At 40.7% G+C, this 13,906-nt stretch carries 16 protein-coding genes; 3 read left to right on the forward strand and 13 right to left on the reverse strand.

The window, feature by feature from the left end:
• The first annotated feature begins 141 nt into the window (after positions 1–141).
• Together SJY38_RS12160 and SJY38_RS12165 are read left to right on the forward strand one after the other, a co-directional pair.
• Positions 142–723 carry an SRPBCC family protein gene (locus tag SJY38_RS12160; protein WP_004585850.1) on the forward strand — a complete coding sequence of 194 codons (582 nt, stop codon included), beginning with the start codon at positions 142–144 and terminating at the stop codon, positions 721–723.
• Positions 692–1,579, forward strand: coding sequence for a TIGR03899 family protein (locus SJY38_RS12165; protein WP_121636978.1), 888 nt, complete (start codon positions 692–694; stop codon positions 1,577–1,579). The genes SJY38_RS12160 and SJY38_RS12165 overlap by 32 nt, the downstream gene beginning before the upstream one ends.
• A 24-nt stretch (positions 1,580–1,603) precedes the next feature.
• Here the strand turns inward: SJY38_RS12165 and SJY38_RS12170 are convergent, their stop codons facing one another.
• The 7 genes from SJY38_RS12170 to dusA all read right to left on the reverse strand — a co-directional run bounded on the left by SJY38_RS12170 (position 1,604) and on the right by dusA (position 6,430).
• Entirely contained in the window at positions 1,604–2,374 is a 771-nt protein-coding gene (locus tag SJY38_RS12170) for a TIGR04219 family outer membrane beta-barrel protein (RefSeq protein ID WP_004585848.1), read from the reverse strand.
• A 3-nt stretch (positions 2,375–2,377) separates the two neighbouring features.
• Positions 2,378–3,364 carry a DUF2333 family protein gene (locus tag SJY38_RS12175; RefSeq protein ID WP_004585847.1) on the reverse strand — a complete coding sequence of 329 codons (987 nt, stop codon included), beginning with the start codon at positions 3,362–3,364 and terminating at the stop codon, positions 2,378–2,380.
• Positions 3,365–3,372: 8 nt separating this feature from the next.
• Positions 3,373–3,885 (reverse strand): copper chaperone PCu(A)C, encoded by a 513-nt coding sequence (locus SJY38_RS12180; RefSeq protein ID WP_029773289.1) that lies wholly within the window; start codon positions 3,883–3,885, stop codon positions 3,373–3,375.
• A gap of 79 nt (positions 3,886–3,964) precedes the next feature.
• Positions 3,965–4,291 (reverse strand): hypothetical protein, encoded by a 327-nt coding sequence (locus SJY38_RS12185; protein WP_024031509.1) that lies wholly within the window; start codon positions 4,289–4,291, stop codon positions 3,965–3,967.
• A 9-nt stretch (positions 4,292–4,300) separates the two neighbouring features.
• Positions 4,301–4,507: a PspC domain-containing protein gene (locus SJY38_RS12190; protein WP_377109841.1), complete on the reverse strand. Its 207-nt coding sequence runs from the start codon at positions 4,505–4,507 to the stop codon at positions 4,301–4,303.
• 10 nt (positions 4,508–4,517) lie between these two features.
• Positions 4,518–5,210, reverse strand: coding sequence for a PspA/IM30 family protein (locus SJY38_RS12195; RefSeq protein ID WP_377109842.1), 693 nt, complete (start codon positions 5,208–5,210; stop codon positions 4,518–4,520).
• Positions 5,211–5,455: 245 nt separating this feature from the next.
• Positions 5,456–6,430: a tRNA dihydrouridine(20/20a) synthase DusA gene (gene dusA, locus SJY38_RS12200; protein ID WP_377110212.1), complete on the reverse strand. Its 975-nt coding sequence runs from the start codon at positions 6,428–6,430 to the stop codon at positions 5,456–5,458.
• Positions 6,431–6,574: 144 nt separating this feature from the next.
• Between dusA and SJY38_RS12205 the strand changes: the two genes are divergently transcribed.
• Positions 6,575–7,645 (forward strand): site-specific integrase, encoded by a 1,071-nt coding sequence (locus SJY38_RS12205; RefSeq protein WP_377109844.1) that lies wholly within the window; start codon positions 6,575–6,577, stop codon positions 7,643–7,645.
• Here SJY38_RS12205 and SJY38_RS12210 read toward each other — a convergent pair.
• From SJY38_RS12210 to SJY38_RS12235, 6 genes are all read right to left on the reverse strand, one after another.
• The gene (locus SJY38_RS12210; protein ID WP_377109845.1) at positions 7,638–7,844 is read right to left on the reverse strand and encodes a hypothetical protein; all 207 of its coding nucleotides are present in this window, start codon (positions 7,842–7,844) and stop codon (positions 7,638–7,640) included. The two genes, SJY38_RS12205 and SJY38_RS12210, sit on opposite strands and share 8 nt — an antisense overlap.
• Positions 7,845–8,359: 515 nt before the next feature.
• Positions 8,360–9,121 carry a hypothetical protein gene (locus tag SJY38_RS12215; RefSeq protein WP_377109846.1) on the reverse strand — a complete coding sequence of 254 codons (762 nt, stop codon included), beginning with the start codon at positions 9,119–9,121 and terminating at the stop codon, positions 8,360–8,362.
• A 2-nt stretch (positions 9,122–9,123) separates the two neighbouring features.
• Positions 9,124–9,813 carry a hypothetical protein gene (locus SJY38_RS12220; RefSeq protein ID WP_377109847.1) on the reverse strand — a complete coding sequence of 230 codons (690 nt, stop codon included), beginning with the start codon at positions 9,811–9,813 and terminating at the stop codon, positions 9,124–9,126.
• Positions 9,813–10,304, reverse strand: coding sequence for an adenine glycosylase (locus SJY38_RS12225; RefSeq protein WP_377109848.1), 492 nt, complete (start codon positions 10,302–10,304; stop codon positions 9,813–9,815). Before SJY38_RS12225 ends, SJY38_RS12220 begins: the two co-directional genes overlap by 1 nt.
• Positions 10,305–13,340: a phage tail protein gene (locus SJY38_RS12230; protein WP_377109849.1), complete on the reverse strand. Its 3,036-nt coding sequence runs from the start codon at positions 13,338–13,340 to the stop codon at positions 10,305–10,307.
• Positions 13,341–13,343: 3 nt separating this feature from the next.
• Positions 13,344–13,901 (reverse strand): hypothetical protein, encoded by a 558-nt coding sequence (locus tag SJY38_RS12235; RefSeq protein ID WP_377109850.1) that lies wholly within the window; start codon positions 13,899–13,901, stop codon positions 13,344–13,346.
• Positions 13,902–13,906: the final 5 nt, after the last annotated feature.

The following is a 13,906-nucleotide window of genomic DNA, read 5'->3' on the forward strand; positions in this document are numbered from 1 at the left end:
TATCTACCCTTTATCAGTTTTAATACTTATATAAGCTCATACCTATGTGCTAAAAATATATTTTTGGTTTATAGGCTAATTCATACTATAGTCGATTAATAAAAAGTTGTTATATTTCAAACTAAAAAACTCGTGAAAGGTGTGCCTATTAAATTTTTTAAAATCCTTATAAAAACGCTCTTATTGTTAGTTTTAGTGGCTATTTTGATTGGTTTAACCCTGCCGCAAAATTACAGCGTAAATAAAAACATACAAATAAATGCCAATGTAGCGACCGTTAAATCGCTGGTCTCTGACTTTAGCCTTTGGCATACATGGTCACCTTGGGGCAAAGTAGATCCGTCTATCACTTTTACTTTAGGCGAACCTAGTCGCGGTATAGGCGCGCATCAATCGTGGCAAAGTGACTGGGGGTATGGAGAAATGACCATTACTTCGCTTTCGCAAAATAAAATGACCTTTAATGCGCTTTTAAAAAATGAGCATATTATTGAAGGTGAAATTACATTTACCGAAGTAGAAGGTGTGGTAAATGTAACGTGTAATATTAATGGCCAAACCAATACCCCGCTAATTTCGGGTTATCTATCAATTTTTAGTGAGTATGTATTAAGCAATACAGTGTCACTTGGCTTAAATAACTTACAAACAGTGGCGCAATTACGCGACCAAAAAACGCAGCTGGATAACGATGACAGTAAAATCAGCCCAAGCGAGAATTAACCTCGCCAATATAATTGAGTCTTTACTTGGCTACCCCGTAAAAAAAATAACCACAAATACTGGGCAACCAAGTACAGATCAAAGTTACGGCTCTAAAGGCGATCTAAACCCGCTTTATCACATAAATAGCGATAACCCTATTTTAGCGCGCGCCCAAAAGCGCCAAGATTTACTGCTTATAAAACAGCAGCAAAATATAGAAACCATTTTAGCTAAAGCAATGGGATTTTGCCCCGATGTGGCAAGCAATAAACAACCAGATGCCGACTGGGTAGAGCGCTTTATTGCCTTATGTGAAGACACCTCAAATGAATCGATGCAAACACTGTGGGCTAAAATTTTAACTGGCGAGACGCTCAACCCCGGTACATTTTCTATAAAAAGCTTACAAACACTCAAGCATATGACCCAACGCGAAGCTGATGCATTACAAAAGTGTGTATCGCTGAGTAGCTACAACGCAAAAGACGACAGCCACTTTATTTTATTAGGGTTTTATAAAAAGCCTTCGCTTTTCGACTTACTACGAAAAGGCAATAAGGTATCGTTAAATTTAGGAAAAACGGGGATCAGCTTTCCTGATATTTTAACCCTAATGGATCTTAATTTACTCTACAGAAAAGAAATAGAATCGGCGGTATTAAAAGCAGGTCAAGAACTCACCCTGTCGTTTTTATCGCAAAAAGTGACGTTAAAAGCTAAAAGCAGTGACTTAGTATTAAGCTATTACAAGTTTACCCAAACTGGCGATGAGCTTTCTAAGCTTATAAATTACCCGGTAAATAAGGTGTATAAGCAATTAATTAATAATGCATTGGAGGGAGAATTTGATTTAACGTGGCATGTTAATAAATAACACACCACGCTGTAAGCTCACTAATTAAAAGTGAACTTGAATACCCGCAAATGGGCCTGATGCGTCAATATCGGTGTTAATATCATCAACATCATCTAGCTCTAACGTCATAGAACGGTAACCTGCTTTAATAGCTACATCTACCGCTAGGTTATCAATAAGTTCATACGCTACGCCTACTTGGTAGTCTTGCACTTTACTATCGTCGATAGCTAAAAAGCTGCCTTCAAAAAACACACTTAAACCCGTAAATGGTAAGCCTGCTTCAGCACGGCCATAAGCAAGTGGCACAAAGCCCGAAAAATCTTTAGTTTCAGAGAAGTTAGTGCCACCTTGTTGAGTAGTACCAGTTACAACAATGTCACCGTCAAACTGCTTTGCGTTTAAACCTAAATCAATTGAAATTAAATCGTTATCAAAAATTTCGTAATAAAGAATATAATCAATGTGAGTTAAATCACTTAATGTATTTGCAGTTGTACCAACCACGTAATCTGAGCCATTAAAGCTAAACGTATCAGTAAGGGTTGCTGAGCCATTAAGTTCAAGCTCAGTGTATTTAAGCTTTAGGTTAGGAACTAATGGCACTGGGTGCTCTAGTGCCGCGTAGTAGCTAATAAAGGTTTCGTCTTCAAAATTAAAATCTTGTGGTGCGTTATCTTTGTAAGAAAACTGACCGTCGTTATCTGACTGCCAGCCATCAACACCTACATATAAACCTAATAGAGTGTCTGCCTGTGCTGCAGGGGCTAAACATGCCATTGAAAGGGCAGCTGCTAAACAATACTTTTTCATTTTTTATCCTTGAGCTAGTAGTTCGCTAAGTTCGATTAAAGCCGCATTGGCTCTTGAAATATAATTTGCCATAACTAAAGAATGATTTGCCACAAAGCCAAAACCATTCCCGTTTAATATAATTGGGCTCCACACGGTTTCTTGTGTTGCCTCAAGCTCACGTATAATTTGCTGTAAGCTTACACGCGCGTTTTTCTTTTCTAATACATCAGCAAAGTCATACTCAACTGCTTGTAAAAAGTGTAATAACGCCCACGTTGCACCGCGTGACTCGTAAAACACGTCGTCTATTTCCCACCACGACGTTCTTACTTGTTGCTGAAGTGGTGTATAGGTCGCTTGCGTGTTTGAAGAATTACCGGCTAAATCGGTATTTACTTTGTCTTGGCCAACACTTGCACTTAAACGCTGACTTAAACTGCCTAAACGCTTTTCGGCTTCTTTTAACCAGCTACGTAGATTATCTGCACGTGAATAAAATTGGCTATCGCGCTCATGTTCGTTAGCAATTTGTGAGCGGTACACAAGAAGGTAGTCTATTCCCTTTTGATACTCTCCCTCGGCACTTGGCCATGCCCATGCCTCAGAGCTAATATTAAATTGCGGCTGCGCTTTTTTAAGGGCTTCATGTTCGGTAGATTGCGACTGTGAACGGCTAAAGTCTTTACGCATTGATAGCGCTAAATCACGCACCATTTCAAGCGCGCCATATTCCCACGCAGGCATGTCATCCATTATCACACTTGGCGGCATCACATCGTTTGATAAATATCCACCTTGCTTATCAAGTAATGTGCTAGCAACGGTAATAAGCGTTGAGGTGGTTGTATAGCCTGTTACCATTTTTTCGTTGCGTGCTTGCGCGGTTTCTTTTGCATTAGTTACTACGTTAAAACGTGCCGGCTCAATGCTCCAATAAACTGCAATAGCGTAAAAAATAATAAGTAGTACCACTAAGGCACCAGCTATTTTTCCTTTATGTTGCGACATTTATCCTCCTAGTGATGAGCGTGTTGTTTTTTAGATGGCTTTGAATGCGCAGCTTGCGCTTCAAGCGAAACCACTTGAGCATTAGTAAACAAGCGGTTACCGTCACTAAAATATAGCGTGAGTTTACGTTCTTGCCCTACTTTTAGTGGCTCTTGTGGATCAAATACCATTAAATGGTAACCACCAGGCTCAAAGCTTAGGCTTTCATGGCCCTTAATAGTAACGGCTTTAACCTGTTGCATTTTCATCATGCCGTTGACATGTTTATGCTCATGTATTTCTACACGGCCTAAACCTTCGATGGTCGCTTTAGTTAATTTAGCAACACCACCACCGTGGTTAGAAATTGTTAAATAGCCAACACTCGACTTACTACCAGGCAAAAATGCCCTTACTTGTGCATGGCTTACTTCAAGCTTAGCTTCGTCTGTATCGTGGCTGTGCCCAGCATGTGCAGCAACCGATGACGAAAACACATTAATCATTAACGCCGAGGCCATAAAAAAGCACTGCTTCATCATCGCTTTATTCCTTGTGAAAGCATAAAATTTCACTTTAAATTTAACATAGTTAACTAATAATAGTCAGTTAAATTAAGGCTTAAGAGGTTACTTTTTTGTTATCGAGCACCAACCAGCACAGTACAGCTACAAATAATAATGGCCAGGCTATCATCACTGAACCAAATAACAGTGCCAAAATGGTGCCAACCAGCGCGACAATCCCTGCGCCTATTAACCCCATGGTCACTAAAGCCATTACGGCTACCACTGCAATAATAGCGACTAATACGCCAGCCAGCTCAAGCCCCACCCAGCTCATATCTGCAATCCAAAGTGGAAACTGCCATGAATCAAAATGTATTAGCGACACAGTATCAGTAAAAAGTAACACATATACGACAACACATATTGCTAAGGTTTTCATATCCCTCTCCTAATACGCACGCTCTTCAAGACAGCAGTGAGCAATCAAATAACCAAGCGCTACTGCAAACGGAAAACTTATAAATAATAAAATTGTTACTAAGCGTGTTGACCACACTGGAAAATCAAGGCGACGCGCTAACCCACTGCATACGCCCGATATTTTTTTATTCAGTGAATCTTTGTACCAACCACGCCGTGTTTTAAAGTTATTCATACTTTACTCCTTAAGCGCTTGGCGCAGTTGTATTGGTATTACTTTGCTTAACACTGGCTTTTAAACGAGCCAGCTCTGCATCTATTTTTTCATTTTTAACTAAAGACTCAATTTGTTCAGCGGTTGATTGCGCTGTATTTGTAAGTTCATAAGCATCAACCTGTGCTTCTATGCCTTCCACTTTTTGCTCTATCATTTCAAAGCGAGACAAAGCATTTGCGACCTTGTCGCTGTGTAATTGCATGTTCATTTTTTCACGTGCAGCAACAATATCGTGGCGTTTTATTAATTGAGCTTGTTTGCTTTTAGCTTGCGCCATTTTTTGCTGTAAGCGCTCACAATCTGCCGTAATTTTCTCTATCGACTCCTTTAGAGTATTTAGCTGAGTGTTTTTTGCTACAATTTGCTCATCTACTCGCTGTTTTTCTACTAACGCAGACTTGGCTAAATCGTCACGGTTTTTAGCAACTGCCAGCTCAGCTTTTGTTTGCCACAAAGTTAAGTCTTTTTGTTTTTGTGCAATTTGGCGTTTAAGCGTTTTTTCTTCGCACAGTAAGGCTGCGGCCGTGCTTCTACATTCGTTAAGCGCTTCTTGCATTTCACTTAGCATAAGGTTGAGGAGTTTTTCTGGGTCTTCTGCTTTATCCAGCATGGCAGCAATATTGGATTGGATAACATCATTTACGCGATTAAATATACTCATTGTTTTGTCCTGTTGTTTTTAATTGATAACAACAACAGGATTCCAAGAGTTATGCCAATTAACAAAAATTTATTTATAAGCCTTTATATTCAGACAGTTAGATAACTAACAAGTTATTTTAAACTGACTAAAAACTGAATGCTAATAAGCTAAAATCACTAATTTATTTATCTTTTGACTAAATTTTAGTTATAAAAAAACCACTTTATAAAGTGGTTTTTTTATAACTGGTCAACGCTTTAGTATTACTCAGGCACAAAACTTAATGCTTTATCCATTACCGACAAATCAGCCTGTTTACCATGACCGTTTTCTGAAAGGTGACGTCTAAATCCGCGCGCCCCTGGCTGCCCCTGAAAAATCCCCAGCATATGGCGTGCTATATGCCAAAAGTTAGCACCTAAACGCATTTCTTCTTCTATGTAATCATACATAGCGCGCACCACATCGTGACGAGTCTGAGTATTAGCCACCTCACCGTAAATCTTTTCATCCACCTCATTAAGCATAAATGGATTACTATATGCTTCGCGACCAATCATAACGCCATCTATATGCGCTAAATGCGCTAGGCTTTCTTCAATTGTTTTAACGCCGCCATTAATGCTTAAATCGAGCTGTGGGTAGTCTTTTTTTAGTTGGTAAACGCGTGGGTAATCAAGAGGCGGTACTTCACGATTTTCTTTAGGGCTCAAACCATTTAACCACGCTTTACGGGCATGAATAATAAAGTCATCACAGCCAACTTTATGGCTGGCTTCAATTAATGCGCATAAAAATTCATACGAGTCTTGCTCATCAATACCGATGCGTGTTTTTACCGTAACAGGTATACTAACTTCGCTTTTCATTGCCGCAACACACTGGGCAACCAGCTCAGGCTCGGCCATTAGGCATGCACCAAAGCGCCCGTTCTGTACTCTATCTGAAGGGCAGCCTACATTTAAGTTAATCTCATCGTAGCCACGCTCACCGGCAAGCTTTGCACACTTTGCTAGCGCCTCGGGATCAGAGCCCCCCAGCTGCAAAGCAACCGGCCCCTCGTGCTGATTAAAGTGTAGGTAATCGCCGCGACCAAATAAAATCGCCCCCGTGGTGATCATTTCAGTGTATAAAACAGCGTGCTTAGTCATCTTACGATGAAAAGTGCGACAATGACGATCAGTCCAATCAAGCATCGGTGCCACGCTAAACCGCCTAAACCCTGTATTACTTGCCATTACTGGGCTAGAGCCCTTATTTAGTGTGTTACTCATATAGTCTGAATTGCCTTGAATTGCCTTGAATTGCCGCGAGTTTCGATATACAGTCACCCTATAGTCACCCTCATGGGGTTGGACTGTTCAATAACTTAGGGTTAAAAAATGGCTTCATATAATATCGAAAAACGCCGTCTTGCTTCAGGCGACTACCGCTACAAGTGCGTAGTACGCGAGAAATCTAAGGGTAAGATTATACACAATGAAAGTAAAACATTCAGTAAAAGAGTGTTGGCTGAGAGTTGGGGCAAGAAACAAGTTAACGATATTGAGCAATCGAGGGTGACTGAAACAAAACAAGCGGTCACCCTAGGCACCCTGATGAACATGTATTATGAAAATCATGATTTATGGAATGCTACCGGACGCACTAAGCAATTTGTTATTAAGATGCTGATTGATTGCGATATAGCATCGGTTTTATCAAATGAGTTACGCACTAGTGATTTGATAGAGCATTGTAAAAATAGACGCAGCGCTGGTGCAGGCCCAGCAACTATTTATCATGATATTGCATATTTACGCAGTGTTATGAAAAAGGCGGGGCCAGTATGGAATATTGATGCTAACCATAAAATATTTGAAGACGCAGTGCCGGTGCTAATCGAAATGGGGTTAGTTGGCAAAAGCCGAAAACGAACACGCCGCCCTACCGATAATGAATTAGATAAATTGCGTGAAGGCTTAAAGGAACGCATGGACTATAGGCGGAACGGTAAAGTGCGGATTCCCTTTTTAGATATTTTGGATTTTAGCATTTTAACCTGCATGCGCATTGGTGAAGTTTGCAAACTACGCTGGGAAGATTTAAACGAAGATCACAAAACTATTTTAGTCCGCGATAGAAAAGACCCGCGTAAAAAAGAAGGCAACCACATGATAGTTCCTTTGCTGGCTGGTTCATTTGATATAGCTATGAAACAACCTAGGAATGATGAATTAATATTTCCTTATAACTCACGATCGGTTACTGCTGGTTTTCAACGGGTGCGTAATTCTTTGGGGATTGAGGATTTACGCTATCACGATTTACGCCGTGAAGGTGCGAGCCGATTATTTGAGAAAGGTTATTCAATTGAAGAAGTGGCCCAAGTAACAGGCCATCGCAATTTAAATATTTTATGGCAAGTTTATACGCAATTATTCCCGCATAAATTGCATGATAAGTTTACCTAGCTTTGAATATAGCCAAGTTGTTTTCATCTATTTCAATGAAATCAGCTGATAGAGCATCTTCTAATTTACCAACCACCTGCTGATCTGCATTAGGCTTTAACTCTACAGCGATAACCTCTTCATGGTATTCAAAGTTCCCTCTGTTCCTGAGAAATATCTCGCCATCAAAGTTTTCATTGTATCCGTATAGTACGCTCATGCTGAATCCTCTGTTTAAAACTTGCACCATTATACTATCTTTTGTTTGTCACTCCTAATCAACCAATTTCAGTTTTGTTTTTATTTAAGCTTCTGTTTTATATTGTTTTTTATATAACTTATAAAAAGCACTTTGATCCTCAAAACCTCACGTAAACTAGCTAAGCTATTGTTTAGCAATTCTATTTTGTTTTATTCCTTATTATTTACAGGCGGTTAAACTGTAAAACAGTGAAATTAGTTTCGATCTTTTCAGATCTTTGATCTGCTAATAACTTTATATAAGGCGGTGGCTGGCGGTTTAAATGAAGTACTTAAAAACTGAAAAAAATTAACGATAAAGAGCGCGCAGGAGGGTGAGGAAGAGTGCGGATTTCGTGGCATACATTCTGTGTGGGGCTGTTTTCCGTGGGTGAAACTACGCTGGCCAACATAGACGGCGTTAACTTTACTGCAGTGAGTGGCGGGCAATAAAAAACCCAGCGGGGTGCTGGGCTTGTTTGAGTGGCTTTGATGCTATTTTGTTATTGGGTCTAGCCTGCCTTTTTGTTCGTCGGCTTGTGATGCTTGGCCGCTAAAGTCTCCGGCTTGTTCTGGTGCTTGGGTTTTTGCAGTTCCTGCAGCAACGCCCTTATGTGTGTGGCTTGCACATGTGTTAGCTAATGCGCTTACTGTTGCCATTAGTTCTGATAGTAGCTTAAGTACGTTCTCGCCTTCACTGCCTAACCATGTTTTTGGGCTTCGGTGGTCTTGCTCTTTAGTTGCTATTACTTTGCGGGTTTCACATTGTAGGTCGGCTAATTTGCCGATGATGTCTTTTAATGATTCGTCGGTTTTGTTTTCAAAGTTACCGGCGTCATCAATGTGTTGATAAACACCTTCACGTACTTGGATACGGGTTTCACCTTCTTTGATTGCGGGCAGGTCCCAACCAAACGGTAGCACGGTTCTAATGAATGGCTTATCGGCTCGTCCGTAGGCAAAACCAATTTCTACAATTGAATTAATAGCCGGCGGTTCTAATCGGCCTGCTTTATCACCCGCACCTGGTAATGGTAACGGCACAGCTTGAAGTGGTTTCGATTTGGTGTCTGTGCCGTTTTCATCAACAAGCTGAACGTTAACAGCATAGCGCGGGTAGAACGCATCGCTACCCCGTTCGCCATCATCGGTCGGCAGTTCAGGCAATGCAACTACTCTACCCCAGCGCGGTAAATGTAATTGGCCCGTTAGTTCTGGAAACTGCCGGCGCACTATTCTTTGAATTGATTTATCCATATTCACCAACTTATTTGCATGTTAGTGCCTTTAAACTCAACCGCTGTTATACGTTCGTCATTGGCAGTTACGTTTGGGCGTATCATTGGTGCGGCTGGCATAGTGGCGGTTCTTCCTGCTTGATGATCAGTCATTAGGCCATTTGCTATGGTAATTGGTTTATCAGACCAAAACGAGTCGGCATAACTACCCACATAAACTTTACCATTGCCTTGTTGATACCATACAAAATCGTTAATCTTAAACGCACGACCTATGTTGTTTAACATGGCATAGCCTGAGCTATCAGAGTAAAAACACGGTATGGCCGTATCAACATAAGCAGCGTTTGGTATAACAAACTCTATACCTGTTTGATTAGTAATTTCGTCAAGTACCTGGCGCATGGTTGGGTGGCGCAGCATTACACTTAAATTATAAGCAAGTGATGCCGCCCATTCACGGCAAAACAATGTATACCAGCCATTTACTGCTGGCATTGCACGTTCAACATAGCCGCTAAATACACGGTCGACCATATCACCCCAACCTAAATCAACCGCAACCGGTGCCAATTTATCAGCCTTTTGATTAACCGTAATTTGGCATGTACCAGGCGTTGATGATTGCAGTACTATCCAGTGCTCTTTCATATCAACTTTTGAATCGCTGACATAAGCACGTGATATAAAACACGCGTTAGCCGTAGTCATTATACTGTTCTCAGTGCGGCAAAGTTTTCGTTTAAATGCTGGCTAATGTTTGCATATTGAACACCAGTATCACCGCCTTGCACATTTGCCGTTGCACCGGGTGTACGCTCTTCCACTTTTTGTGGCACTGAGCGGTATTCGCTTAGCGTAAAACTAACGGCCCATTGGCGCGTGGTTTCTTGCTCCACCGCTTCAATTTTACTGCTAAAGCGCACTTGTTTAACACCAAGCGCACTGGCCGTATTGTTGCTTATACGATAAATAGAGCGCGCACCACTTTCAGTTGCTTCGGCTAAAGTAAACAGCTCAGCTAAATGATCAGCCTTAGTAAATGGTAATAAACCACTGACCGTTAGCTTTTTAGCTTTAGTTCCTGTTTCAGCTTGGTCTGTACTGGATGATTGGCCGCTCGCATCCTCGCTAGCAAGTTCAAGACTTGCCGTAATGCGAAGTGACTTAAGGTTTATTGAAAGTGAGTTGAGATTTAGCATTTAAACACTCCATTGGTAATTACCTACATCACCAACTAATACTGATTTAGGCAAATCACTAGCAGTCGAATTACCTAAAGACACACAACCTATGGCTATCATTCTACCATTACCACCACCATCAATTACCCCCTGCGCCATTTTATCTACGAGCAAGTTCTCCGTTGTGAAGTTATAAGTGCCTGTATATTTAATGCCGCCACCATTAGCCGACAAGGAATCAGCATTAACTTTAGCTACCCTCAGTTTTGAGTATTTACTATTTTTTATATGTATCGTTGCATCATTTGTACTCTTGTTCGCAGTAATATTGTGCGAATCAATAGGACCAACCATTGAATGCTGCGCACCATACTCTAATAATTTTTTATTAACCGCCACTTCTGACTTCGCATGTATAGGTCCAAAATCAGAACATATAGCTCTTGTTCCAATTAATACGCTGGGCTCTAAATAGTAACTCCCTTTAATAGTCACCTTATCAAAGACAACATTACCTATGTCGTGTTTACAATGAATTGAAATTGGTGAAGCTGAATGGTCACCACACTCAAAACTACCTAACGTTAAGCTTGGCTCTTTGAGCATTGCTGGTGTGTTTGCTGGTGTATATAAGGGGTTATGTAAAATAACGGATGATTGCTTTGCGTTTTTGCACTTTACTTTCCCTATTTTAGCTCTCGTATACCCTATATTTATTAGTCCCTTATCAAGCCTTGAAGCATCAGATAAAATTATTTCATTTTCATCTGGAATAATACCCAAGCTTATTTTTCCTATACTTGGCGAGCACCACCCCTTATATGTACCAAGGTCAACAGCAACATATTGCGGGTTTAAACATTCTATGTGCCCAACACTCATAGCTAGCTCTTCATCTAAAAATGAACTTTGATTAGGACTATCCCATCTTAAAAAGTCTCTATCAAAAACCACATCTTTGTGAGCATAACCTCGCCCATCAAATCCATATTTTTGATTTACTCTAATGTAGCCTATTTTTCCACACGATCTACTCAACCACACACCATGGGCAATATTTGCAGAGCTACCGCCCTGTAAATCTGACTGCCCAACAAAAGGGATCACGCTACTCATCACCCCTCTGCCATATGCATCGACTATGAGCGTGTCGACAGAGCACCCTTCCCCTTGGATTATTGCCCCATTACAACGTGAGTCTTTCACCCAAACTCTACCAAATTTATTATTTTCTAGCCCTATGCCATCACACGCAAACGCTGCATGCTGGTTTGCGCTCTGCGCTTGGCTCTGAGTGTCATCAATAATGGTGTCTCTTCCGTTAAAATTTTTACACATTGTAAATATATGCACACCTCCACCATAACCTCCTGTAGCGTGTTTAGTAGGGTCAGATTTACAATGAACCCTATCATATGTTAAACCATCAACATTTATACAACCAAACCTATCATATGTTGTGTAAGTCCCTTTTAATATTACATTTTTTATAGGTGTATCTGAAATCCTGCCAGTATTAATATTATTTCCTAAAAGGCCTGGGGCATCAACTGTTGCATGTCGGCTGTCCGTTGGCGTGACTAAATAGCTCCCTTTATCTAAAATCGTACCAGTATCAACAAACGTACACATTCTAGGTGTAATCATCCCATGCGGCTCTGGAAAAGTAAGAGTCTGATCTGGTGAGTTTATTGGTATTGATACGCGTCTATCAAATATAGCGCTGCCAGAACTGATAATATGAAATATGTTCCCAAATTCTACACCTTCGTCAAAACTCATTGTCCATTTTTGAGCATAATTATTGTAAATATTCATACCGGTATTATATAAATATTTTTCTCCCACACGAACAAACTTAACTTCAACACCTTTATTTAAGGCCGCATATAGCGCCTTCATTCTAAGCCCTTGATCAGCCTCCCAGTTAGTCACTCCATCAGGCATAACCCCGAACTGTGTTGAGGTTAATCCATTTTGCTTTCTGTACGGATGTGCATATAAACCACCTATAATTTCAAACGAACTATAACCATCAATATCAGAATTAGTGCTTATCTCATAAGTAGTATTTCCACCATCTAATGGCTCATAATAACCTTTAGTACTAACTTTCATTCCTGCAACTAACCCAAACAACTCCTTTAAACTTTCCGTGTTATCTACTTCAGATCTGTTTTTAAGAATGTAATCTTCTAATTTTGCTGCTAACCCATTATTATTTCTTAAGTCCTCAACGGCGTCAGCTCCACTAAGCACCGAAATTTTAAACACATAATGATTTACCCCATTTTCATTCATGTAGTCTTCTTGTTGAGCGTTAGACAGTGTAAATTTATATTGTGGCTTCCACTGGCTAGATACATCCCCCTCAAACAAAGCATCAACATATACATTTTGCGGGTAGCTCTGCACACTAAATACATAGTCTTGTTCAAGCTCTAAACGCATGCCGTGTACGTAACCAACACCCGCAATTACTCTAAATTCATCATCATTAGCTGTCGGTTCTACCTTAAACCCGTCACCTATAAACCAGTCGCGGCCGTTCATATCCATTGCTAAGTTTTGTGTCAATGCATCCATGCCAGCTAATCGGGCGCTAAAATCTAGTTGCCATGTTTCTGGTGCTACTGTAATACCGGTTATATCGCTAATGCCTGAGTACTCAATGGCAAAGTTACGGTTTAGCGTATTACCCGCGTTACCCAGTTCTGTAATTGTTTTATTCACGCTTTTTACATGGCTAATAGCTACTAGCGTATTATTTACAGATGAATACAAGCCAACCCAGTTAAATTCAAATGGGCCTGTTAGGCTGTTTAATACTGTTGAGTAAACCACTGTGTTGTTATTGATACGGCCAACTTGCTGAACAGGTTGAGTATGCACTTGCTGCGCTGTAGGCGGTAAACCTTCGCTGCGGTCTACCGGTGCTTGTGAATCTTGTCCTGGAACATAAGCAAAAATAAACGTATCAATATCTAACTGCTCATTTGCCTGCGCTTTTTGGGCAAATAAGGCTTCGCCTGCGTTAGTAACTACTTGTGACATGGTTTAACTCTCCTGATCTATTTTTGCAACGGTGTAATCGCTGTGGTTATCAAATGACTGTAAGCCACCGTATGTATTCATTTCTGCTACTGTTTGGTACTGGTAACGCCTTGCGGTACGTCCGTATTGCCTAACAATGTAATTAATAAGATTTTGCCGCTCGCCTAAATCATCATCCGTGAGTTTAAGGTTTATAACGTCCCAGTCAGATACCGAAAAACGCTCAGCTATCTCTACATAAGGCATATCGAGCTTTTTAAACATGGCAAGCCAGCCTTCAGTACTCCCTGCGCCTTTTGCAAATTGCAGTGCAAACTTAACGCGCACCCGGTACATTACTTCGTCTTCTTGAGGTATTTGCTCTACGTCACGTTCCCACGCTAATAAGTGCACTAATTCAATTTCGGCTGTCATTGGGTCAAGCTGCTTTGCAGGCCATGCCAATAAATCACTTAAACGCTGCCAATAAATAACAGCGCCTTTGCGTAATTTATCCAGCTCACTGGCTGGGCGAGCCAACCAATAAGGCATTTTAGTAATTACGTTAAAATCAAACGCCATTATGG

It is taken from the genome of Pseudoalteromonas sp. R86517 (genome assembly GCF_042466295.1).
Lineage (GTDB): Bacteria > Pseudomonadota > Gammaproteobacteria > Enterobacterales > Alteromonadaceae > Pseudoalteromonas > Pseudoalteromonas atlantica.